This window comes from Oculatella sp. FACHB-28 (assembly GCF_014696015.1).
Classification (GTDB): domain Bacteria; phylum Cyanobacteriota; class Cyanobacteriia; order Elainellales; family Elainellaceae; genus JAAUTN01.
Genome location: NZ_JACJPJ010000102.1, coordinates 15,399 through 38,620, shown reverse-complemented (window position 1 = coordinate 38,620; position 23,222 = coordinate 15,399). Strand labels below are relative to the sequence as shown.

At 48.0% G+C, this 23,222-nt stretch carries 20 protein-coding genes and 3 pseudogenes; 11 read left to right on the top strand and 12 right to left on the bottom strand.

Annotated elements, in window-relative coordinates; translation table 11 throughout:
- Positions 1 to 15 precede the first annotated feature (15 nt).
- The 5 genes and pseudogenes from H6F88_RS30255 to H6F88_RS30235 all read left to right on the top strand — a co-directional run bounded on the left by H6F88_RS30255 (position 16) and on the right by H6F88_RS30235 (position 4,669).
- Positions 16 to 1,827 (top strand): mechanosensitive ion channel, encoded by a 1,812-nt coding sequence (locus H6F88_RS30255; RefSeq protein ID WP_190646539.1) that lies wholly within the window; start codon positions 16 to 18, stop codon positions 1,825 to 1,827.
- Positions 1,828 to 1,988: 161 nt separating this feature from the next.
- Positions 1,989 to 2,813, top strand: a complete 825-nt coding sequence (locus H6F88_RS30250; RefSeq protein WP_190646538.1) for an NAD(P)H-binding protein — start codon at positions 1,989 to 1,991, stop codon at positions 2,811 to 2,813.
- A gap of 339 nt (positions 2,814 to 3,152) precedes the next feature.
- A pseudogene (locus H6F88_RS33710) lies at positions 3,153 to 3,338 on the top strand (LuxR C-terminal-related transcriptional regulator); the annotation flags it as partial.
- 138 nt (positions 3,339 to 3,476) lie between these two features.
- Positions 3,477 to 4,070 carry a TetR/AcrR family transcriptional regulator gene (locus H6F88_RS30240; RefSeq protein ID WP_190646536.1) on the top strand — a complete coding sequence of 198 codons (594 nt, stop codon included), beginning with the start codon at positions 3,477 to 3,479 and terminating at the stop codon, positions 4,068 to 4,070.
- A 203-nt stretch (positions 4,071 to 4,273) separates the two neighbouring features.
- A complete protein-coding gene (locus tag H6F88_RS30235; RefSeq protein ID WP_190646535.1) occupies positions 4,274 to 4,669 on the top strand; it encodes a hypothetical protein in 396 nt (131 codons plus the stop codon).
- A gap of 216 nt (positions 4,670 to 4,885) precedes the next feature.
- Here the strand turns inward: H6F88_RS30235 and ggt are convergent, their stop codons facing one another.
- On the bottom strand, positions 4,886 to 6,685 hold the full coding sequence (gene ggt, locus H6F88_RS30230) for a gamma-glutamyltransferase (protein ID WP_190646534.1): 1,800 nt from the start codon (positions 6,683 to 6,685) through the stop codon (positions 4,886 to 4,888).
- A 383-nt stretch (positions 6,686 to 7,068) separates the two neighbouring features.
- Here ggt and H6F88_RS30225 point away from each other — a divergent pair, with 383 nt between their 5' ends.
- From H6F88_RS30225 to H6F88_RS34755, 3 genes are read left to right on the top strand one after another with little or no spacing between them, the layout of a single operon-like run.
- Complete coding sequence (locus H6F88_RS30225; protein ID WP_190646552.1) at positions 7,069 to 8,499, top strand: circularly permuted type 2 ATP-grasp protein; 1,431 nt, start codon at positions 7,069 to 7,071, stop codon at positions 8,497 to 8,499.
- A 58-nt stretch (positions 8,500 to 8,557) separates the two neighbouring features.
- Positions 8,558 to 9,517, top strand: a complete 960-nt coding sequence (locus tag H6F88_RS30220) for an alpha-E domain-containing protein (RefSeq protein WP_190646533.1) — start codon at positions 8,558 to 8,560, stop codon at positions 9,515 to 9,517.
- 7 nt (positions 9,518 to 9,524) lie between these two features.
- Positions 9,525 to 10,451, top strand: coding sequence for a transglutaminase family protein (locus H6F88_RS34755; RefSeq protein ID WP_190646532.1), 927 nt, complete (start codon positions 9,525 to 9,527; stop codon positions 10,449 to 10,451).
- 34 nt (positions 10,452 to 10,485) lie between these two features.
- On the opposite strand, the gene H6F88_RS30210 is transcribed toward H6F88_RS34755, so the two are convergent.
- Complete coding sequence (locus H6F88_RS30210; protein WP_190646531.1) at positions 10,486 to 11,271, bottom strand: class I SAM-dependent methyltransferase; 786 nt, start codon at positions 11,269 to 11,271, stop codon at positions 10,486 to 10,488.
- Positions 11,272 to 11,394: 123 nt separating this feature from the next.
- Here H6F88_RS30210 and H6F88_RS30205 point away from each other — a divergent pair, with 123 nt between their 5' ends.
- The gene (locus tag H6F88_RS30205) at positions 11,395 to 11,718 is read left to right on the top strand and encodes a hypothetical protein (RefSeq protein WP_242042234.1); all 324 of its coding nucleotides are present in this window, start codon (positions 11,395 to 11,397) and stop codon (positions 11,716 to 11,718) included.
- Between the two features lie 82 nt (positions 11,719 to 11,800).
- Here H6F88_RS30205 and H6F88_RS30200 read toward each other — a convergent pair whose 3' ends face one another.
- A complete protein-coding gene (locus H6F88_RS30200) occupies positions 11,801 to 12,625 on the bottom strand; it encodes an NADPH-dependent oxidoreductase (RefSeq protein ID WP_190646530.1) in 825 nt (274 codons plus the stop codon).
- A gap of 152 nt (positions 12,626 to 12,777) precedes the next feature.
- Here H6F88_RS30200 and H6F88_RS30195 point away from each other — a divergent pair, with 152 nt between their 5' ends.
- On the top strand, positions 12,778 to 14,268 hold the full coding sequence (locus H6F88_RS30195) for a peptidase S10 (RefSeq protein WP_190646529.1): 1,491 nt from the start codon (positions 12,778 to 12,780) through the stop codon (positions 14,266 to 14,268).
- An 85-nt stretch (positions 14,269 to 14,353) separates the two neighbouring features.
- On the opposite strand, the gene H6F88_RS30190 is transcribed toward H6F88_RS30195, so the two are convergent.
- From H6F88_RS30190 to H6F88_RS30165, 7 genes and pseudogenes are all read right to left on the bottom strand, one after another.
- Positions 14,354 to 15,082 carry a DUF899 domain-containing protein gene (locus H6F88_RS30190; RefSeq protein WP_190646528.1) on the bottom strand — a complete coding sequence of 243 codons (729 nt, stop codon included), beginning with the start codon at positions 15,080 to 15,082 and terminating at the stop codon, positions 14,354 to 14,356.
- A gap of 13 nt (positions 15,083 to 15,095) precedes the next feature.
- Positions 15,096 to 15,497: a VOC family protein gene (locus tag H6F88_RS30185; RefSeq protein ID WP_190646527.1), complete on the bottom strand. Its 402-nt coding sequence runs from the start codon at positions 15,495 to 15,497 to the stop codon at positions 15,096 to 15,098.
- Positions 15,498 to 15,576: 79 nt separating this feature from the next.
- On the bottom strand, positions 15,577 to 15,987 hold the full coding sequence (locus H6F88_RS30180; RefSeq protein ID WP_190646526.1) for a VOC family protein: 411 nt from the start codon (positions 15,985 to 15,987) through the stop codon (positions 15,577 to 15,579).
- Positions 15,988 to 16,080: 93 nt separating this feature from the next.
- Entirely contained in the window at positions 16,081 to 16,524 is a 444-nt protein-coding gene (locus H6F88_RS30175; RefSeq protein ID WP_190646525.1) for a nuclear transport factor 2 family protein, read from the bottom strand.
- A gap of 86 nt (positions 16,525 to 16,610) precedes the next feature.
- Positions 16,611 to 16,988, bottom strand: a pseudogene (locus H6F88_RS34750) (nuclear transport factor 2 family protein); the annotation flags it as partial.
- A 45-nt stretch (positions 16,989 to 17,033) separates the two neighbouring features.
- Positions 17,034 to 17,435: pseudogene (locus H6F88_RS34745) on the bottom strand (YciI family protein); the annotation flags it as partial.
- A gap of 96 nt (positions 17,436 to 17,531) precedes the next feature.
- The gene (locus H6F88_RS30165) at positions 17,532 to 17,888 is read right to left on the bottom strand and encodes a YciI family protein (RefSeq protein WP_190646523.1); all 357 of its coding nucleotides are present in this window, start codon (positions 17,886 to 17,888) and stop codon (positions 17,532 to 17,534) included.
- Positions 17,889 to 18,112: 224 nt separating this feature from the next.
- Here H6F88_RS30165 and H6F88_RS30160 point away from each other — a divergent pair, with 224 nt between their 5' ends.
- The gene (locus tag H6F88_RS30160; protein WP_190646522.1) at positions 18,113 to 19,366 is read left to right on the top strand and encodes an RNA polymerase sigma factor; all 1,254 of its coding nucleotides are present in this window, start codon (positions 18,113 to 18,115) and stop codon (positions 19,364 to 19,366) included.
- Between the two features lie 31 nt (positions 19,367 to 19,397).
- Here the strand turns inward: H6F88_RS30160 and H6F88_RS30155 are convergent, their stop codons facing one another.
- Positions 19,398 to 21,581: a GAF domain-containing protein gene (locus H6F88_RS30155; RefSeq protein WP_190646521.1), complete on the bottom strand. Its 2,184-nt coding sequence runs from the start codon at positions 21,579 to 21,581 to the stop codon at positions 19,398 to 19,400.
- Between the two features lie 153 nt (positions 21,582 to 21,734).
- Entirely contained in the window at positions 21,735 to 23,222 is a 1,488-nt protein-coding gene (locus H6F88_RS30150) for an ATP-binding protein (protein ID WP_190646520.1), read from the bottom strand.

Sequence of the window (23,222 nt, the reverse complement as noted above, 5' to 3'; positions counted from 1 at the left end):
CTAGTTGAGGAAATAATGAACGAAACATGGCAGGGCATGGCGCAGGCGTTGATAGCCTCCACCTCAATGCCTAAAATGCACAGCATTTATACTTTCTTAGCTCAAGTAGAATCTGCACCCACGACCAGACCAGCAAGAGGAGGGGATGTGCTGCGGACGGTTGGTTCTGATTTGAGTTCTTCATTGCCTGACCTACTAAGGGCAATTGTGATCTTGGTAGTGGGTTGGCTAATTGCACTGATTGCAGCGGCGATCGTCAGAGGAATCTTAAAGCAAACAGACCTTGACAATCGTTTAGCTCGATCAGTTGTGGGCGGACAGCCAGGGGCAGAAGCTCCAGCCATCGAGAAGTGGATCTCTAGTGCTGTTTTCTGGCTAATTTTTATCTTCACGATTGTTGCGTTTCTTCAGGCACTTCAGCTCACGGCTGTATCTGAACCTCTCAACAACTTCTTAAATCAAATTATTGGCTACCTGCCCGCCATCGCGGGAGCCGCGATTTTGCTGGGGGTTGCCTGGCTGCTAGCAACGTTGGTAAAGCTGATTGTCACCCGAACTCTGAAAGCTTTCAACATAGATGAGCGGTTGGGGCAACAGGTAGAAAGCCCATCCACCACTCCCCCAACGGATGCAGTGAGAGATCCCACTGTCCCAGGTGGTTATTCCACAACTGGCGCAGTAGATCCGAGAACTGGCACGGCTACGCCTCCGCCACCGTCCTCAAGAAATCAGTTTTCTCTCAGTGACACGATTGGAAACACCCTGTACTGGTTCATTTTCCTGCTATTCCTGCCGCTAATTTTAAATACGCTGGGGTTGCAAGGAACGCTGGCTCCTGTGCAGGAGTTGCTGAATGAAATTTTGGGCATTTTGCCGAATGTGTTTGCCGCGATTTTGATTGCAGCGGCAGGTTGGCTCGTTGCTCAAGTGGTACGGCGGATTGTGACCAACTTCCTGGCAGCAACTGGAACAGACCGAATTGGGACTCGACTAGGATTGAACCGGACATCTGGAAGCCAATCGCTCTCCTGGATTCTTGGCACCGTTGTCTATGTTTTAATTCTGATTCCGACGGCGATCGCTGCCCTCAACGCTCTGCAAATTGAGGCGATCTCTGGGCCAGCGATCGCAATGCTAGAGCAGATTCTCACGGTACTACCGCAGATCTTTACTGCTGGACTAATTCTGGCTCTTGCTTATGTGATCGGACAGTTTCTCTCTGATCTCGTAACGGGTGTCCTGACCGGAGTTGGCTTTAACAACGTCTTCTATTGGCTGGGGCTACAGTCTACCCCTTCAGCCCCTACCTCTGCTACAGTTCCCCCTCCGGCTCAGCCCGAAGCGTTACAAGGGCGAGTTCCTCCTGCTACGGTGCCCACCAAAACGCCTTCGGAGGTCGCTGGGATCATTGTTCTAGTTGGGGTGATGTTGATTGCTGCACTTGCGGCAATCGATGTACTGAACATTCCGGCACTGACCGCCTTGGTAGGTGGAATAGTCTTGATTGCAGGGCGCATCTTAGCTGGACTGGTGGTATTTGCGATTGGCTTATACTTAGCGAACCTCGCCTTTAACTTGATTACGAGCTCTGGTGGTCGTCAAGCTAAAATCTTGGGTCAAGTCGCTCGGATTGCAGGTATCGCCTTCTCGGCTGCGATCGCATTGCAGCTAATCGGCGTTGCTAACGATATCGTCAATCTAGCGTTTGGCTTGCTCTTGGGCGCGATCGCAGTAGCGATTGCTTTGGCCTTTGGCTTAGGCGGTCGAGACGTTGCTGCTGAGCAGCTCCGCGAATGGTTAGCTTCGTTTAAGCAAAATCGTCTCTAATAATTCCCTAACTCCATTCGCAAGCATTAACTGGAGTACGGAGGTCATACCCTTCGCACTCCAGTTTTTTTGCGGTAGTAGCATTCTGTCAATCGAGAGATTAGAGCAAGGAATGATTCGTTTAGCCTTGAATAAAGGTGTCACAAATAGGAGAAAGGCCCGTGTCTGAGCGAGTATTGGTTGCAGGAGCAACGGGGGGCGTTGGGCAACTCACCGTCGCAAAGCTGCTTGAAAAAGGATACGCAGTGCGGGCCATGACCCGCAGTTCTGAGAAAGTGCAGCAGATGTTTGACGGCAAAGTGGAAGTGGCGATCGCCGACACCCGCCAACCTGAGACCCTTCCCGCTGCAACCCAGGGTATTACCCACATCATCTGCTGCACGGGCACGACCGCCTTCCCTTCAGCAAAATGGGATTTTGACTTCAGCTCACAAACCAATGGCTTTCAGCAAGTCTTGAACTGGGGCAAAGTGTTCTTGGACTCCGACTATCGCCGCACCCAGGCTAAAAACAGTCCTGAACAGGTTGATGCTCAAGGCGTGATTAACCTGATTGCAGCCGCTCCTAAGGACTTAAAGCGATTTGTGTTTGTCTCATCGTGTGGTGTTGAACACAAAGATAAACCACCCTACAGCTTCTTAAATGCCTTTGGCGTGTTGGATGCAAAACAGAAAGGTGAAACCGTACTGATTCAATCAGGCTTGCCATACACCATTGTTCGACCAGGACGGCTGATTGATGGGCCATTTACCTCTTACGATCTCAATACTTTGCTCAAAGCGACAACTAACGGGAAGCAGGGCGTTGTAGTGGCTACGGGTGACACCTTGACTGGACAAACCAGCCGCATTGATGTGGCTGCTGCTTGTGTTGCAAGTGTGAATAGTTTGGCAGCGGAAAACAAAGTGTTTGAACTGATCAACCAGGGTGAAAGACCAGCCACGGTGGATTGGGAAGGGCTTTTTGCTCAACTGCCAGCTCATTAAGGCAGACTTAAGGACGCGCGACCATAGAAATTAGAATTTGTCCAGCCAGAAATGTTTTGGCAAGGATGTGATGAATCGCGTCTCTACAAGTCTCAGAAATCTTTTCATTTACTTGACTTCACGGCTCAAAAGCGTCATCTTAAATATAACGCACGTTCGATATAAGATAAATCCTCAGGGAGTGGTGATATGCAGCAAGCAAAAAGTCTTCCTCAGCCGACCCCTTCCGCATCTGAAAAAGCTGACCGTGATACGATTGAGTACCCAATCAGTGACAGTCAACAGCAGGGTTATGTAGAAAAACATAGATCCCTGCGGCAGTTCAAACCAATTAATCGGTTGTCGAAACGAGAATTAGAGATTCTAAAACTGCTGATTGAAGGTCGTAGCAACACCGAAATTGCAACGCTCCTTTACCTCAGTCCTAACACCATCAAAACTCACATTCGAGGAATTCTAAATAAGCTTTCCGTTGAAAACCGCATTCAGGCAGCAGTTGCAGCAGTGCGAATGGGATTGATGTAGAGCGTGCAACCTAATTGGTTTGAGCAACTCCATTACGCCTGAAACCTGAAGCATTTCAGCCGAAATTCTCATGAACTATCTAGATGAGCATCGTATGCTGAAGCTAGATAAACTCAACGTTTCATATCAACGTCACGAATGCCCAAAATTGTTGATCATAATGAGTACCGCAAAGACCTGCTAAACAGAGCCTTTGACCTGTTTGCCCAAAAAGGGTTTGCGGCGGTCACAATGCGCGAAATCGCGCAGGGGTTAGGCGTTTCTACTGGAACTTTGTATCACTACTTTCCTAGCAAGGAAGCTCTGTTTGAGCAGCTCATGCAGGAAAAAGCGGATTACTACATTCTCATGCTGACCCGTGAGTTAGAAGGTGCAAAAACACTAACCGAACAGGTAGATGCGCTGGGAAGATTTCTGCAAAAAAATGAGGAGAGTTTAATCAAAGAGACTTACATCTCTGTTGATTTTTGTCGTCACTATGGCTGTGAAGCCTATCAAAACAATAGAGCCAATAAGCAAGCCGACGAACGCTTTAAGCAAACCGTGGCCAACTTTGACGGGATCACTAGTCCAGCCTTTCAACATTTCATGAAAAACTTGTTTATGGGGCTGTTACTCAATCGACTGTATGGAGATCAAGCTGCCTGCTTTAATGAGCAAGTATCTCTGCTAGGAAAAATGCTGACCGCTTATTTAGAAAAACATTCTGACTCTCAACCAGACTCTCAATAAATTGCGACCGCAGCGCACCGTTCCGTAAAGCTTGATGCAGAACGATGTTGCTCAATCGAGAATGACTGACACGCGCCTTCAACAGTTCTTAGCCACAGAAGGATAAGGCTTGAGACAGCCAGATTTGGATTAGCAAGCTTTACAGAAGTTCATATTGCGTTAATATCTAGATACACTCACGTTGGCTCTGCATTAATACTTCCATGAATAAGAAACTACTCGCTCCTCTTGCAGCGATCGCTCTGAGCCTGGTGATTCTAGTGACTGCTGGCTTCAACCTTGGCTCTGGTCATCTTCTAGGCGAATCGAGAACTGATTACTTCATCAAATCAATCCAAGCTGATCGAGTTTTGTTAGTAGAACCAAATTTGCTGAGCTTTGTTAATTCAAATACAGCAGATAGCAGCATGAATGAACGCCTGCTCAGTGCGCTTGAGGAAATTGGGCAGTCCTACACCGTCGACAGTGCAAGACCTATCCAGATCACCAAAAACATTGGCACCATTGTGCCTAATTTAGTGGTGTACGTTCAGCCAAAGCCATTGCAGCAAGACATCGGTGATGCTTTGGCAACAGGCAATGCAGTAACGGTTAACTAAAATTGGGTTTGTGTAAGCAGATCTGCGACTTCTTGAAGAAGTCGCAGATTTTAACGTTTTAGGTTGGCAGCGTTTGGCTTACAGCAATTTCCACTTGTGTACTCTGTAAGGGCGGTTTGCGAACCGCTCCTACGCTAAAGCTTATTCATCTGAAGATGGCTGTAAGTTCTTTATTTCGCCAGTACATTCGGATAAGGATATAAGGTCTGTACTGTTTTACGGTTCGACGGTTTGGGCTGCTCCACCTCCTCGGCGAGTTGGCTCTGCGGCTGCAATCATTGTTCCGTCAGGGTTAATGGCTATACCTGTAGCGGCTCCAATTTCAGCAACAGGTTCCAGCACATGTCCTAACTCAGCCAGGGCTAACCCCAACTCACTGGTTTCAAAGCCACTATCTACTTGAGTTACGCCTCCATTGCGTTGAGAGATGCGAGGAGCGGCGATCGCCTCATCAATTGGCAGATCAAAGTCAAATACATTAAAGGCAATTCCCAGAACTGTTGTGATAATGGTTGACCCACCCGGAGAGCCAAAAGCTATCACTTGTCCATCTGGAGCAAAGGCGATCGTCGGAGACATACTGCTGCGGGGGCGCTTTCCCGGTTCTGGGGTGTTGGGATGAGGACTTTCGGGGTCAAAGTCCGTCAACTCATTGTTGAGGAGAAATCCATATCCTGGAACAACAATGCCAGAGCCACCCGTAGACTCAATCGTGAGTGTGTAGGAAACGACATTGCCAAAGCGATCGGCAACGGTCAGGTGCGTAGTGGAAAGCCCTTCGTGATCGCCAATTTGAGCAACAGGAGTGGCGGCAGTCATGCTGGGACTGGGATCAGTTTGATAGGGTAATGGATTGCCTGCTGTGGTGCGGGCTTCGCTCCCTTCGGGTGGGGCAGTGTTCTCAATAAGCGATCGCCTCTCCGCTGTGTACTCCTCACTCAACAAACCTGCAAGAGGGACATCAACATACTCTGGATCGCCCAGAAAAGCAGAGCGATCGGCGTATGCCAACCTCTCGGATTCAATAATGGCGTGTAAAGCCTGGGCGCGATCGAGTGTTGCCAGGTCAAAACCTTCCGCTAAATTGAGCGTTTGAATGCCAGTAACACCGCCACTGCTGGGCAGTCCCATACCGTAAATTGTGTAACCGCGATAGTCGGTTGCCACAGGTGGACGAACCTGTAAATGATACTCATCCAAATCATCTAAAGTCATTCCTCCCGGCAGTGCGGCAAAGGGTGTAATTTCCTGTGCGGGAGGGTTTTGCACCGTTTCTACAATTGCTTGTGCGATCTCACCTCGGTAGAACGCATTCACGCCTTGTTCAGCCAGCAGTCGATAGGTTTTTGCCAAATCTGGATTGCGAAAGGTTGAACCCACTTCGGGCAGCCCATTCGCTAGGTAAAGCGATCGGGTAGGAATGTAGGCACCAAATCGCTCTTGATTCTGCTCAAGCTGAGTGACAAAGGTTGTATCTACCTCGAAACCGTTTTCAGCAATGGCGATCGCAGGTTCTAAAGCTTCTGCCAATGAGATCGTGCCATAGCGACCTAAAGCTTCTGCCCAAGTTAGAGGGGTGCCCGGTACACCAACAGCAAGTCCGGTGCTGATGCGATCGGGGGAAAACGGTAACAGTTCTCCTGGATTGTTGGGATCGTTAAACATATCCACACTGGCAGAAGCGGGAGCCTGTTCGCGTCCATCTAATGTGATCACTCGATCGGCATCCTTCAGGTAAATCACCATAAAGTCGCCACCCCCAATTCCTGCCGAAAAGGGTTCGACTACACCCAGTGCCGCCGCTGCCGCAACCGCTGCATCAATTGCATTACCGCCTGCCTGTAGCACTTCAATTCCAACCTCGGTTGCTCTTGCATCGACTGAGGCAACCGCCCCACCCCTTCCTCTAGCAACTGCTGCTGCTCCTTCCTGGGCACGAGGTGGTGCGCCTGTTAGCAATACAATTCCTAAAAAAATGGCGATCGCCAAAACGGCAATAACTCGTCGTCGTCTCATATCTCACCCCCTTTTGAATACGGAGTATGGTAAACGAGTTGAGCCAATAGGGAAACCTAAGTCAGTTCAAACTCTCTTATTACTAAACTCGATTTCACCAACAGGAGAAAAGTATTAGAAAACCTATCCAAAGATAGTTGTGTTTGCAACTCATTTTTAGGCTCTGTGAAGGCGCAACGGTGGTGGATTTAGGGTGAGTAATCGCTGTATCAGCCCATTACTAATGCTGCTTAGGCTACATTCAAACTGTTTCTGTATCATCCATTACAGTCAGCAGTTTCCACTACCCTCTATTGAATAGGTATAAATTGAAGAAGCGTTTGCGCTCAGGCGAGTAGCGTTGCATGAAAGCAAACACCTGGCAGCATTGAAAGGGACTATTGATTGTGATTGACCAGTATAACCCCGGAGACTTTTACGATGAGCTATTTGCGGCAAAGGGGCAACCCCGAGCCGAAGCCACGCTGCTGATTGAGCGAATTCAGTCCTTGACTCTACAAGAACTTCAGCGACGGCAGCAGGCTGCCCAAAATGCTTTGTTTAAGCTAGGGGTAACATTTAATGTCTATGGCGACAATCAAGGAACTGAGCGAATTTTTCCGTTTGATATTGTGCCACGCATTGTTTCAGCTCAGGAATGGAGTTGGCTGGAGCAAGGGTTAAAACAGCGAATTCAAGCTCTAAATCTTTTTTTAGCAGATATCTACGGAGAGCAAAAGATTCTCAAAGATGGAGTAATTCCTGCTGAGCTAATTTATTCAGCATCGGGGTTTCTCAAACCCTGTATGGAATTGCAGCCGCCACAGGGAATTTGGTGTCACATTACTGGGACGGATTTGGTGCGCGATCGTAGCGGTCAATGGTATGTCTTGGAAGATAACCTGCGCTGCCCTTCGGGTGTTTCCTATGTGCTAGAAAATCGCCGCGTGATGAAAAACACGTTTCCTCTAGTGTTTAACTCAATGGCAATTCAGCCCGTGGATGATTATGCCAGTCAACTACTTGAAACGCTGTTAAATCTGGCTCCTTCAGGCTTGCCTGATCCCAGAGTAGTGGTGCTAACGCCAGGAATTTATAACTCCGCCTATTTTGAACACTCCTTTCTAGCACAGCAAATGGGCGTTGAGTTAGTTGAGGGTCGAGATCTGGTCGTGTCTGATGGCTATCTGCAAATGCGAACGACCAGGGGATTGCAGCGAGTTGATGTGATCTATCGTCGAATAGACGATAACTTCATTGACCCAAAAGCATTCCGGGCAGATTCGTTGTTGGGTGTTCCCGGATTAACTGAGGTCTATAAACAGGGGCGAGTGGCGATCGCTAATGCTTTAGGAACAGGAGTCGCAGACGATAAAGTGATCTACGCCTACGTACCTCAAATCATTCGTTACTACCTGGACGAAGACCAGATGTTGCCCAACGTTCCTACTTACCTTTGCTGGGAAGCCGATCAACAGTCCCATGTATTAGCCAATTTGGATAAGCTAGTAGTCAAAGCTGCGAATGAATCGGGCGGCTATGGAATGCTAGTTGGACCTCACGCTACTGTTGAGCAGCGAGAAGAGTTTGCTGAACGGATCAAAGCCAGCCCTCGCAACTACATCGCGCAACCAACCTTATCTCTATCGCGAATGCCCACTTTCTTAGACGATCATTTTGATGGTCGCCACGTTGATTTACGCCCCTACATCCTCTATGGCAAAGACATTTACGTGACTCCGGGTGGGCTGACTCGCGTGGCGTTAAGGAAAGGTTCACTGGTGGTCAACTCATCTCAGGGGGGTGGCAGCAAAGATACCTGGGTGGTGCAATAGTTAAAACCTAGAATTTGCTCACCTATCCCTCTCAACCCTTACTCATTTTTTATGTCTTATGTTAAGTCGCGTTGCAGATTCAATTTACTGGCTCAATCGCTATGTAGAACGGGCAGAAAATGTAGCTCGGTTTGTTGATGTTAACTTTAACCTGCTGCTAGATTCCCCCGTCGGTGTCGCCCAACAGTGGAAGCCGTTGGTGGTCACAACCGGTGACTTACCTTTGTTTATGGAGCGCTATGGTGAGTTCACACCGGAAAATGTCATTCACTTTCTCACCTTTGACCCTAAATATCCTAACTCCATCCTGTCCTGTCTGCAATCGGCCCGAGAGAATGCCCGCTCGGTGCGAGAAATCATTTCCTCGGAAATGTGGGAACAGGTCAACGCCTTCTATCTGATGGTGAAAGAAGCCTCTCAAATGCAGCAGCTATCAGAACTGTTTGGCTTCTTTTCTGAGGTAAAAATGGCCAGTCACCTGTTTGCAGGCGTAATGGATGCCACCATGACTCACAACGAGGGTTGGCACTTTGGGCAAATCGGCAGGCTGTTGGAACGGGCAGATAAAACAGCGCGAATTCTAGATGTGAAGTACTTCATTCTGTTACCTTCCGTAAAAGATGTTGGAACAGCACTGGATGAGTTGCAGTGGATTGCGTTACTCAAATCTGCCAGTGCCTATGAAATGTATCGCAAATGCCAGCATCGGATTACCCCAAATGAGGTAGCAGAATTTCTCATCTTAGACCGTGAGTTTCCTCGCTCCATTCAGTTTTGTCTATTGCAGGCGGAGCGATCGCTCTGTCAAATCACGGGTTGCTTACCTGGCACCTGGCAAAATCCAGTTGAGCGAACGTTAGGCAAACTGCGCTCTGAGTTAGACTACCTGACAATTGAAGAAATTACCCAGCGAGGCTTACATCAGTTTTTGGACGACCTGCAAAGCCGAATTAACAGCGTTGGAGGAAAGATGTTTGAGACCTTTTTTGCCTTAGAACCCATGCACCAAGCTCAGTAATTAAACTGTGTATTACAAAATTACTCACGCTACGACTTACAGCTATAAGCATCCAGTCACCTTGTCTCCTCATGTGCTGCGGTTACGCCCCCGTTCTGATGTTGCTCAAACGCTGCACCGTTTCTCACTAGAAACTGATCCACAACCGATTCGAGTCGTAGAAAATATTGACCTGGATGGCAACGCAGAACTGCGACTGTGGTTTGCAGAAGAGGCGATCGCCACGCTCACCATCACCACCACTTCAGAAGTTGAGACCTTTCGCACAAACCCCTTTGACTATTTAGTAGAATCCTGGGCTATCCAACTCCCGGTTAACTATCCTGCTTCACTCCTGACGCAGCTACAACCTTATTTAGGGGGACAATTCCTTTACTTTTCGAGCAGCGTTGATCCGGTTGCAGTTCAACTAGCTGAGGAGATTTGGCAAGATACGAACAATACCATTTCTTTTCTCACCACGCTCAACCAGCGGATTCACGAAAGCTGCAAATATATCGTGCGAGAAACGGGTGAACCGTTTCCGGCTGGGATCACCTGGACGCAGAAGTCAGGTTCATGTCGCGACCTGGCAGTGCTGTTTGTTGAAACCTGTCGGGCGATCGGACTGGCGGCTCGATTTGTAAGTGGCTATCAGTCGGATGAGCCAAAAGAGGCAGAGGGCGAAGGGGGCGATCGCCAAACAGATACTCAACCTACACCTTCTCAAGAACATCATCTCCATGCTTGGGCAGAAGTTTACCTGCCAGGGGCTGGCTGGCGTGGCTATGACCCTACTCAGGGCTTAGCTGTAGCCGACCATCACATTGCACTAGTTGCTAGCCCTTTTGCCCGTCAAACGGTTCCGATCGTGGGTAGCTTAAAACAGGGTGTAGGGACAAAATCAGAAATGCAGTATCACTTATCTATCGCCGCTGCTCTGGTAAAACCTTGAAACAGATCTTTTTACCCAATGCTATAGAAGTGAATTATTTGATTGTACACAGGTAGTAAAGCCACATATCAGTATTAGCGGACCACTCATTTTTAGTTTTAAGCTCCAACCCATTTTTCCAAGAATAAACTTGGATATTGCTAAAGTTAGTTTCTAACTGGTTAATTTGTTCTTGAGGTCTAACATAGTAAGTTTTTAAGCGAAAGTTGTGAGACTCGTCTTTAATAGTGGCGTGTGTAGATAGACTTAACTGCTCCAAAGTCGTTGAGTAATTGAAGCAGCGTAATAAAGTCAACATCACCAAATTGACATAAGTTGTGATCGGGTTCAGGCTCATTTGATTTCTCCAGTTAAACTCTCGTTCTATCCGCTGGAGGTTATGGCTGGAGAAGAAGAAATAGCCTCCGGGTTTACTCACTCTGCTCACTTCTTGAAGCACTTTCAACCGATCGCTGTGAGAAACATAATCAATGCCATTAAAGCTAAACATAATAAAATCGAAAGTATTATCCTTAAATCGACTCATATCTCTAGCATCACAAACTTCAAAAGCTGTGTCAGAGGATGCTGCAAAACGCCTTTGGCAAGCCCCAATCATCTCTGTAGAGTAGTCAATACCAACATACTCCAGCACTAATTTAGAGAAGTGTTGGGTTGTGCGCCCTCCACCTACTCCAATATCGAGCATTCTTATACTCGACCATTGATTTTGAAACCGATCAAGAACAGTTTGTTCAGCAGGCTGTAGCATCCTCAACTGAGTGTAATGCTGGACGATACTACGGGCTTTGTAGAGCTTTCTATTATTCTCGTCAAGCATGAAGGGTCATGCCTGAGTTTTGCTTTCGACCGAAATTAGCTTGCATTCAGAGACAATAAGGATATCAGCAAAACCATACCATGACGCAGTAGTCATCGATTTGAGCGATCGCCCACCAACTGCATGAGTACCAACACAGCGCATCGTCATGATAATCTTGACGTTAGTTGTTTACTGCGATCGCTCATGGGTAGCCAATCTACAGCCAAAACCGTTTTTCTGCTTACCTCTATGGTGGGTTGGCTCATTATTGGTGCAGCACTGATGTATCTATTTCCCCTCATTGCAGATGGGTTAGTGTCATCCGATTTGACTCATTTGTGGATGAAAAACCTGAGTCGTAGCGGCTACAATCCCTCGCTAGCGTTAATTGTGGGAACCATCACCTTAGCCGTTAACGTAGTGGGTAATATCATCTGGAACCAGCGATTTGAAGGCAAGATTTAGAGCAGTCAACAGAGAGTGAGTTCCAAGAACTGTCCTGCTTGTTGGTTTGTTGTGTTTTCACATGTCAGGGATGATTGGTAGCCTAACGCAGCGGAAACCCGAGACGCTGTAGGATTTCTTTCAAGCGATCGCGTCCACTTAATGCCTGTCCTGTTGCAACTCGTTTGAGGGAATGTTCTACCCAATCGCCAGTTACATTCATCTGCTGAGACTGATAAAACTGTTGCATGATTTCGTTGTACTGGGCGATCGCCCCTTCTTGCTGCGCGATATTGTATGTTTCGTGGTGGAGTACCGCTGCCTGAGGTAGACGAGGTTTAATGGCAGCAGGTTTAGCGGGGTCAGGATATCCCACGCACAGTCCGAAAACTGCAAACAGATGGGGTGGGAGCTGGAGTGTTTCGGCAACTTGTTCGGGATGGTTTCGCATTCCGCCAATGTAAACGGTGCCCAGCCCCAAAGATTTGGCGGCAACCGTTGCATTCTGCGCTGCCAGGGCAGCATCAACCGTGGCTGTCAAAAACATCTCCAGGTAATCTAACCCTTCGGCAGGTAGTCCTCGCTGTGAGGCAAGCTGATGCAGTCGTGCCAGGTCAGTTAACCAGACTAGAAACAAGGGACATTGGCGAATGTGTGCCTGATTCCCTGCCAGTTGAGCAAGAGTGTCTTTTCGTGTTGGATCGGCGATCGCCACAACGCTCCAGGTTTGCAAATTTGAGGATGTGGCAGCAGATTGAGCCGCCGCAACTAAGGTTTCTAGGGTATGAGACGGCAATGGATCTGGCAAATACGCACGCACTGAGCGATGAGAGAGCAGCGCTGTCAACGTCTCATTCCACTGTTGGGGATTAAAACCATCAACACCATAGCGTTCCTGAATTAGGTTGATTGGGCTAGGCTGGTTCATGCGTAGATAGGTGAACAGGACAAATGTATGGTAGAACAGTACCTCTCGCCTGTGCATTGATCGTACGTTTCATTAGAATTAAATCGTTCAATCATCTTTGTCTGTGACTTTTAACGTTTAATTGTGAATCACGTTGGGTTTCAATCATTACTATGTCCGATTCCACTACTCCTACAACTCGTCAATCTAGCACCACAGCTCACGTTCTCTCCCTTCCTAACGGAGAGATTCATTACACTGCGATTGCCCAGTGGCAACCCTTGTATGAGCGCGAGAAGGCGATCGCCGAACTCTTTCATGTAGCCTATCTAGTAGATAATCAAGACTCTACTCCCCGTCCACTCACTTTTGTATTTAATGGTGGACCTGGTGCTGCCTCTGCCTACCTACACATGGGCGCATTAGGACCAAAACGAGTCGCATTTGGTCAGAAAGGTACCCTACCTCAACCTCCCGTTAAAGTTGTAGATAATTTAGAAAGTTGGCTGAGCTTTACAGATCTGGTATTCATCGACCCAGTAGGAACAGGCTTTAGTCGGGCAGTGCCGCCCGAGAAAGATGATGCGAAAGCGGACGAAAAGACAAAATCTGAAAACCCAGAAGAGAAAGAAACTGAGTTTTGGGAAGTAGAACGAGATTTAAAGGCACTGGCAGAATTTATCCAAACCTTTCTCTCAAAGCAAAATCGCTGGCTGTCTCCTATTTTCATTGCAGGCGAAAGTTATGGCGGATTTCGGGTCGCAAAGCTGGCACGTAAACTGCAACAAGACTTTGGTGTAGGGTTATCAGGGGCAATTCTCATTTCACCCGTCCTGGAGTTTAGTTTATTAGAAGGAACCGATTACAACTTGACATCCTGGGCGGCAGTACTTCCTTCAATGGCGGGAGCCGCTGCCCATCACAATCGCGCTCAGTTAGTGGGCGAAAATTTGCAAACTCATCTCGCTGCCGCCGAAGTATTTGCCCGCAGAACGCTAATTCCACTCTTGGCACTGGGAGATACCTTACCCAGTGGTGAGCGACAACAGGTTTATCAGGAGTTTGCCGATTTAGTGGGACTGCCAGTTGATCTCATTACTCGGCAAGGTGGACGGATTGGCATTGATGTATTTGCTAGAGAGTTGCTTCGCGACCAGCAGCGCATTGTGGGTTTATATGATGCCTCAATTACGGCAATCGATCCCTTTCCCGATCGCCCTCTCTATGAAGGAACCGATCCAACCCTGGACGGCTTAGATCGGTTATTTACAGGAGCAATTAACAGTCACTTACGCGGCACTTTAGGAGTTGAGACAAATTTAACTTACCATTTGCTCAATTTTGAAACCTTCAAAGCCTGGAAGTTTGAACTCAAAGGTGGGTTAAAACAAGGCTTTATTGGTGCAGTCGATGATTTGCGTGTGGGCATGACGCTCAATTCTTATATGCAGGTTTACATCACACATGGACTATTTGATTTGGTCACGCCCTACTTTTCCTCCAACCATCTTGCAGATTTGATGAAGCTTGATCCAGAAGTTCGCCCTAATCTAACCATCAAACATTTTCAAGGTGGACACATGTTTTACACCTGGGAGGCTTCTCGCCAAGAATGGTTTGCTGAAATGACGCAGTTCTATCATCGGGCGATCGCTCAGAATTAGGGAAAATCGGCATTGCTGCATGCGGATATAATTCACGGATCTCAATCTCCTCGGTAGGGGCATGGCAATGCCATGCCCTACGAAATTATCCATACGTCGGCTGCTGGGGCCAACCTGGGGGAGAATTTTCAAAATCCTCTTGCCGCTCATAGGGAGTCATATCCAGCAAGCTGTAGGAATCCGTGAGTGATTCAACACCACGACCATAAGTCGAGTACGTGTGAAACACATCGTCACCAATGCGGAAGAAAACGCTAAGTCCATGACTCTCGCCCTGCATCACATTTGAGCCATTCCTTCTCTCTAACTCAGCTTTGTTCCGATAGTTGTACTCGATGGGTGCGATGTTTTCATCTAACGTGACATGGAAATCATAGTTGAAATCACTGCCAAAGGAGGAATACCAGGGGACAGCCCATCCTTTGAGTGTTTTGTAGGCTTCAAGTTTGGGCAGTGGGGCACGGGAAACCAGCACGAATGTTGTGTCGCGATCGCTCAGCATTGACAGATCACCGAGGGCATCAACATAGCCTGTACAGCCCATACAGCCTTTCTCCCACTCCGGAGCAAACATAAAGTGGTAAATGATGAGTTGGGTACGTCCATCAAATAAATCAATTAGTTTGACAGAGCCATTTGATCCTTCAAAGGTGTAGTCCTTCTCAAGTTTGATCATGGGTAGTCTGCGTCGCTCGGCATTAATGCGATCGCGTTGCCGGGTATATTCTTTCTCGTGTTCAAGCAGGGTTTTACGAGCAGTGAGCCACTCATTTTGCTCAACAATTTTTGGATGCGCAATTTCGTTCTTAATCATTGTGAATCTCCGATTAGTTAATTGCGCTGGGTTCCATGTACATCAGTTCCCAAATGTGTCCATCTAAATCTTGAAACCCGTGTGCGTACATAAAGCCGTGGTCTTGGGGTTCGCTGTGAGTGGTTCCACCCGCTGCGATCGCTTTGCGAACCATTTCATCAATTTTTTCTCGACTCTCAGCAGATAAGCACACCAGCACTTCAGTACTTTGCTTGGCATCACAAATCGCCTTTGGTGTGAAGGTCTTGAACTTCTCATGGGTCAAGAGCATGACAAAGATAGTTTCGGAAACAATCATGCAGGTGGCAGTTTCATCAGTGAATTGAGGATTGAACTGGAAACCAAGGTGCGTAAAGAACTCGATTGATTGCTTGAGGTCGTTGACGGGTAGGTTGACGAAAATTTGGGTAGTCATGTTTTTCCCTGGGGTGATTTGTTGCAGATGTATTGGTAGAAAAGCGTTGAGGATGGAGTTTAAGGGAGATTACAAAGGCTTAAGCAACCTGATCGCAGTTAACCATCCAGGGTGTACCGAACTGATCGATCAACATCCCAAAACGGACAGACCAGAAGGTTTGCTCGATCGGCATCTTTACCTTGCCGTTTTCTGCCAGAGCGTGAAAAACTCGTTCTGCTTCCGCTGGCTCAGCAACGCTAATCTGCACGTAGAAGCCTTGAGCAGTTTCAGAATATTCAGGTGGACTGTCAGACCCCATCAGGAGGCGATCGCCCAGATCAAGACAGGCGTGCATGATTTTGTCATGCCATTCAGGGGAAACATGTTCTGCTGAGGGTGCCTCTTTGTGAGGCATCATCATCGTGATCTTGCCGCCAAGACACTGCTCGTAAAACTTGAACGCTGCCTCGCAATTACCGTTGAACATGAGATAAGGATTAATTTTCATGATGTCCTCTTGTGGGTTAGTCCTTGTAGGAGGGATTACATTGATTGCTTTGAGGTATTCAATGGGTCTACCAAACCCGCTCGTACCATGTTTCTACGGGTTAAGCGTGAAGACCGCTTGAGAGGTCTCTGGAGCAAATGGCACCGAAATGTGTTCATGTAAAATCTGCCAGTTGCCCTGATTTTTCTGGTAAACAGCAGTGGCGCGTAGCCACATTTTCATTGCAGGATGGTCTTGCTCCCCTGTAAAGTGAAACAACCAGTGGGCAGTAGCTAAGTTGTCATTAACAGCAATGGTGAGGTCTCGTGTTTCCATCTCGAAAGAGTTTGGAAAGTAAGGCAAACAGTCTTCCCAGATTTGACGAACTGCGTCTTTGCCTTTGGTTTGGAATGGAGGTTTGACATCGAAGAGAATGACCTCATTGGCATAATGAGACATGATTTGATCCACGTCTTTGGCGCAAATGGCACGCTGTTGATTGCTAATTAGTTGGCGAATTTGAGCTTCGTGGTTTGTGTTGATGTTTGCAACTGTCATTGAAGAATCTCCTTAGTTTGAAGTTAGAAATTTTAGGCGTCGAGATCTGAGCTAGCGACAAAATGAGTTGGGGTTACAGGGCACGACTAACGGTTCCCCGATTGTTTGCCGATTGGCATTGAAATATGTTGATGAGTGACTAACCACTTCCCCGCTAATTTGTGGAGGCAAAACGTGGCACGTACCCAATCTTCGAATGTCCCACCATCGGGTTGAGTACCCCCGCAGTGGATCAAGCAATACGCGAATGCTACGTCCTGACCCGCAGTGATTTTGAGATCGTGAATTTCAAACTGACCGGAACTTTCGGTTGTGGGCTGCCACTCGTCCCAGCTTTTGCGATAAGCATCGGCTCCCTCATACTTCAGCGGAGGCAACACATCGAAGATCGTGACATCTGATGCATGGAAAACCAGAACTTCATCATGCTTTCCCAAACGGGTTGCGTCTGCCCATTTCTCTAACAGTTCTCGGATTAAAGCTTCATCGGTTGATCGAGTCGTTCCCTGTGCTTCCATTTCCACAAATCCAGCTGCAGCTTGCTGAACATCTTCAGAGAAATCCTCAAATTCTTGCACTTGACGGATTTCGATTGTCTCGTTATCTGAGGCAGGACAGCGAGAAGCCCACTCAATGGCTTCCTCTTTTGAGTTCACTTGAATCATCCAGTAGCCACCCAGCACCTCTTTTACATTCGGGGAAACTCCTTCCATCACTTTTGGATTTCCCCCATTGAAGGTAATTCGCGCACCCATTGAGGGCGGGTGGAGCCCTTCAAGGGAAATCAGTACGCCAGCCTGTTGCAGTGCTTCGTTGTACTTCATCATGGCTTCAACCGCTTTGGCATCCGGCATAGCTCCAGGAGCCGCACTCTCGTAGCCTTGGGGAATCATGAGCAACATAAATCGCATTGGAATATCTCCTCGGACTGCAGTTTGTGGGGTAAGGATTCTGAACTGTTGAAGTGGAAGGATTGGTAGAATTAGGCGAACTGAAACAAGCAGGTACTAACTCTTTGGTAATCCCGCAACTTCAAGCACGGGACGAATTTCGACGGTGCCAGCTCTTGCCCCTGGGATCTGAGCGGCGATCGCGATCGCCTCATCCAAATCCTGAGCATCAATCAGAAAAAATCCGCCCAGTTGTTCACGGGTTTCAGCAAACGGACCGTCAGTCACCAGTGATTTGCCGTCACGTACCCGAACGCTGGTTGCCGTTGCAACGGGGTGAAGGGGAGCGGTTGCCAGGTATTGTCCCTTCGAGTTAAGTTCCTGCGCGAGTTGTGCTGATTCCACGTAGCAGTGCTCTCGCTCGGTTTCACTCAGGACATTTTCGTCCATGTATATCAGCAGCAAATATTTCATTCGGTTGCCTCCATTCTTTACCTTTGATTCTTTGCCTTTGTAGGTGAGTCGAACGGCAATGACTTAAATCGACACCTCACCCAAAATTTTTCTCGGCAGATGCGATAGATGCGATCAGATGTACTATAAAGTACGATCGAATTTGCTTCTGTTGCCTCCTTTGTAAGTCAGTCGAACGGCAACTGCTCAAATCGACACCTTGCCCAATTTTTTTTGTGACAGGTATGGCTCCAACCACAAAATCGGATGTTACTCAGGCGATCACCTCTGTCTACCGGGCGGAGTGGGGACGAATTGTCGCCATCCTGATTCGGTTGATTGGAGATTTCAACATCGCTGAAGAAGCAGCACAAGAAGCGTTTGCGGCGGCTGTGAATCAGTGGCAAACCAGCGGGATTCCCGATCTTCCCCGCGCCTGGATTATCCGAACCGCTCGATACAAGGCAATCGATCGCCTCCGACGACGAACGCGACTCACGGAGAAATTAGAATGGTATGCGGCATCTGGGTTGATTCCTAGTAGTGAGGAGCCAACTTATGACAGTGATGAAATTCCAGACGATCGCTTGCGCCTGATCTTTACTTGCTGTCACCCAGCACTGGCGATCGAAAGCCAGGTTGCTCTAACGCTGCGGATGTTAGGCGGACTGGAAACCGATGAAATTGCCCGCGCGTTTCTTGTACCGACAGCGACACTAGCGCAACGGTTGGTACGTGCCAAGCGCAAGATCCGGGATGCTGGCATTCCTTACAAAGTGCCAGAGGTGGCTGATCTCTCTCCTCGGATAGAGGCAGTACTGACAGTGATTTATCTCATCTTTAATGAGGGCTACGCGGCGACCAAAGGCGAAATAATGGTGCGGGCTGACCTCTGCACAGAAGCGATTCGTTTGGGGCAACTGGTGCGGCAATTGATGGCACCTCAACCTCCTTCAGAAGTCACGGCACTGGTGGCACTGATGTTGCTGCACGACTCACGGCGGGATGCGCGCTTGGATGAGACAGGCGATCTGATTCTGCTGGAGGATCAGGATCGCAGTCGTTGGAATCACCAACAGATTGCTGAGGCGTTGCCACTAGTAGAAGAAGGGTTGCGCGGCGGAACGGGTGTTTATGCCCTGCAAGCGGCGATCGCAGCCCTCCACTGCCAGGCAACACGAGCCGAAGAAACCGACTGGGCGCAGATTGTGCGGCTTTACGAGGTGCTGGAGCGCTTGCAGCCATCACCGATCGTTTCATTGAATCGGGCAGTGGCGATCGCAATGGCAGACAGTCCTCAGCCAGCACTTGAACTCATTGACAAACTCGCTAGCGAACTCGACAGTTATCATCTGTTCCACGCCACCCGTGCTGATCTATTGCGGCGTATCGGAGCATCAAACGAAGCAACTCAGAGCTATAGGCGAGCACTAGAACTCGTTACAAATGACAGTGAGCGTCGCTTCCTGGAGCGTCGGCTGCGCGAAGTACAGCCCTAACGGTTGTGAAGGGGACAACATGAGTGTTGTGTTAGCGAGAGCACGGTAGCTGCACAGAAAACGTCGTCCAGCCCTGAGTACTAGTAACCGCAATCGTGCCACCTAAGTGAGTAACTAACTTTTGCACCAGTGCCAGTCCCAATCCTGTACCTCCTTGTCCCCAAGGATCTGCATTCGGAATCCGGTAGAACTTCTCAAAAATATGAGATAACTCAGTTTCTACAATTTCTGCTGTATTACTAATCGTGAACTCCACTACAGATCCTGCTGTTGAAGCCGCAAGAACAGCTTGAGCTTTGAAGTGAATCGTCCCATTTGCCTGCGTGTACTTACAGGCGTTGTTTAACAACTCAGCGAGAACTCGTTCTAAGTGAGTACGGCTAACCCGTAATCGAGGAAGGTCAGGGGAGACATCAACTTCGAGGTGCTGTTGCTGCTCCTGAGCCCGATTTTGAAACGGTGCGATGATGCGAGGAAGCCAGTCTATTAGGTCAATTGGCTCATCTAAAGTTCCAGGAATTGATAAAGTTTCTAATCTTTGTAGATCCAGCAAATCACTAATCAGTGCGGTTTCCCGGTTACACTCCGATCGCAAAATTTCCAGGTAGCGCTGTCGCTGTTGGTCTGTCCGAGCAACTTGCAGCATTTGGATAGCCATCTTCATGTTAGTAACGGGGGTTCGCAACTCATGAGAGACGGTACTGAGAAAATCATCTTTGAGGCGGTTAAGCTTCTCTAACTCCTTGACCTGCGTCTGTGCTGCTTGATAGAGACGAGACTGTCGAAGGGCGATCGCGCACTGATTGGCAACTTGCTGAACCAGGCGAATATCCTGTTCACTAAAGCCGTAATCGGCATGGTGAATCAACCACAGATCACCCATCACGCCTTCATCATCCAAAATCGGACAAGAAAACATAGCAACCCGTCCTCGTCGGGGATGGGGTTGCGTTGAGCAGTGTTGGAAATATTGCCCTTTCAACAGTTGGTTGTACCCTTGAGGGAAATTTGCCATTTGAATAGTTTTTTCTTGCAGGTACTTATCTTCAGTAGAATACTCACAGCGAATTACAGAAGTTCCCTGTTCGAGATCGTACACGGCCGCATTGCAGCAATTCACACCGATCGCTTTTGCTAACTCCTCAACAGCAGTTTGCAGAATATAATCTTCATCGAGCGAATCTCTCACTTTATCGGTAATGCGCTTCAACGTTGCCTCAAACTGAAAAGCTTGCTGAAGTTGAGCTGTTCGCTCTTCTACTTGTTGTTCTAACTCAGCATTCAACCGTTGCACCTGTTGGTACAGCTCGGACTGTTGAATGGCGATCGCCAACTGGGTCGCCAAATGCTGGAGTAAACTTGTCTCAACTGGTTTCCATTGCCGAGGTGCTGAGCAATGATGAGCCACGAGCAACCCCCATAGGTTATTGCCCTGCAAGATAGGAACTGCTAAAGCGGCTTGGACTTGCATTTGCTGAAGGTCACTCCGGAGCTGAGGTGTGACGTTAGCACTAGCAATTTGATCAATCACGACGGGTTGACCCTCACGAAAGAATTGAGCATAACGCTTATCAAAGTCAGGATCACTAGGAAAGGTAACTCCAGCCACTGAGGATGTCCCTTTGGCAGTCGCATCCACGATTAAGGTTCTACTCCAATCGGGGTTGAGACGGATAATGCAGACGCGATCGCTTTGTAAAAATCGCTGAACTTCAACAACTGTCGTGCTCAAAATTGTTTCTAAATCTAGCGATTGTCGAATATGTTGGGCGATCCTAGTAATCAACTGCTCTTGTTGGGCTTGCCATCGCTGTTCGACGGCGTACCGAGCATGGTTGATTGCCAAACGGACGGCATTAGGTAACCGACTATAGTGCTTAGGTGATTTTATTAAGTAGTCATCTAGCCCTGCTTTGAGTGCCGTAACTGCCACTTCCTCTGTGCCGCTGGCAGTCAACATAATGACAGGACAATCTGGATAGCGATATTTAATCTTTTCAAGAACACTGATTCCGTCCGTCCAACGCAAGCGATAGTCTGTAATGGCAATATCAAAGCCATCCATCATTAGAGCTTGGTGAAGGCTGTCAGAATCATTGACCTGCTCAACCTGCAAATCAGGAAATTCACGCCGCAGAATATGGATAACCTGAAGGCGATCGTCGGGACTGTCATCAACCAGAAGTAGGCGCACTTGGGGAATAAGTGGAGTCATTACAGGGTATATCTAGGATGCCCCGCCAGAACGCAGTTGAACGCTTTGATCGAAGGTATATATTTAAGTTTTCTAATCTGCTCTTAAGGAAATTTTTAGAATAGAAGCTGTGTTGCAAAATTAATCATTTGCAGTGCTAGTAAATGATTAATTTTACTCTCCAAAAGTAGGTAGCTCAATCCAAAAGCGGCTTCCTTGCCCTACTTGAGACTCAACGCCCGATCGCCCACCCATTCGCTCTATGCTGCGTTGGACGATCGCTAACCCAATGCCCGTACCAGGGTAGCTTTCTACCCCGTGTAACCGCTCAAAGATACGGAAAATTCGGTCACGGTGTTGAGGAGCAATGCCGATGCCGTTGTCCTCAATCCACAAACGAATGAACTCACTACGAGGTTCACTCCAAATTCGGATACGGGGTTGGACACCGGGAGTCACGAACTTAATGGCATTCGTGATTAGATTTGTAATGACCTGCTCCACGGTTAAGTAATGACCTATTACAGTAAACAGTGGTGCTTCGACAATGATTTGAGCGTGTTGTAATTGAAGCTCTAATTGAGTCAAGACATCTCTGACAGCGATATCTAAGTCGATCGCCTGTAACGCTAACGTCATTCGACTCAAGCGGTTGTAGGACAATAAGCCCTGTAACATCTGATCCATGCGATCGCCATTCTCTCGAATCCGATCGGCGTAGCCTTGCCCCGTTGAGTCTAGCTGGTCAGCAAAGTCTTCTAGCAGGATTTGAGCATACCCACGGATCGAGCGTAAAGGCTCTCGCAAGTCATGGGAAACCGAGTAGGTAAAGGCTTCCAGGTCTTTGTTTGCCTCCTCTAGCTCCTGAGTCCGGCGGCTTATTTCCTGCTCAAGTTGTTCAGTATAACGCTGGCGCTCTTCTTCCTGAATGGTCTGTAACCGGGCAGCATAATGTTTAATTTCTGTGATGTCTTCCACTAACCCATCAATCACTGCCTCTCCACCCGCAGAATTGAGAGTTTCAGCCAAGCGAATCCAGACGATATTCCCCTCGTTGGTCAACTGCAATTCTCGCTCTCGCTTCTGCCCGGGTGCAAGTTCTGTCGGTTGAGACAACTGACTTGTGATCTGGTTTATTTGTTCATCTTCCAGAGAACTAATTCGCAAGAGTTGCAGAAAGGCTTGATTGGCTTCGATTACCTGATGGTCAGGCGTTGCCCGAAATACACCGATACTGAGTTGCTCTAGCAATGCCTGAAATCGAACCTCAAGTAAAGCGGCTCTCTGCTTTGATTGGGTACGTTCTACAGCGGCTCTGGCTGACGCTCGTAGACGGATGTAATTCTTTGGAGACTTCAAGATGTAGTCATCCAGTCCAGATTTCATCGCTTCAACGGCAATTTCTTGGTTAGCCGTATCAGTAAACATGATCACTGGACAATTGGGAGAATGTTGTTTTAATCGATGGAGCAGGTCTAGCCCAGTAGTCCACCGTAGCTGATAGTCGAGGATTGCTAAGTCAATGCGATCGCCCCCTAGCACCTGCTCAAAACTGTTTTCATCAACAATCTCTTGAACTTGCAGCCCCGAAAATTCTTTTTCTAATTCTCGAATGATAAACAGCCGTTGATTGGGATCGTCGTCAGCCACAAGGATATACAT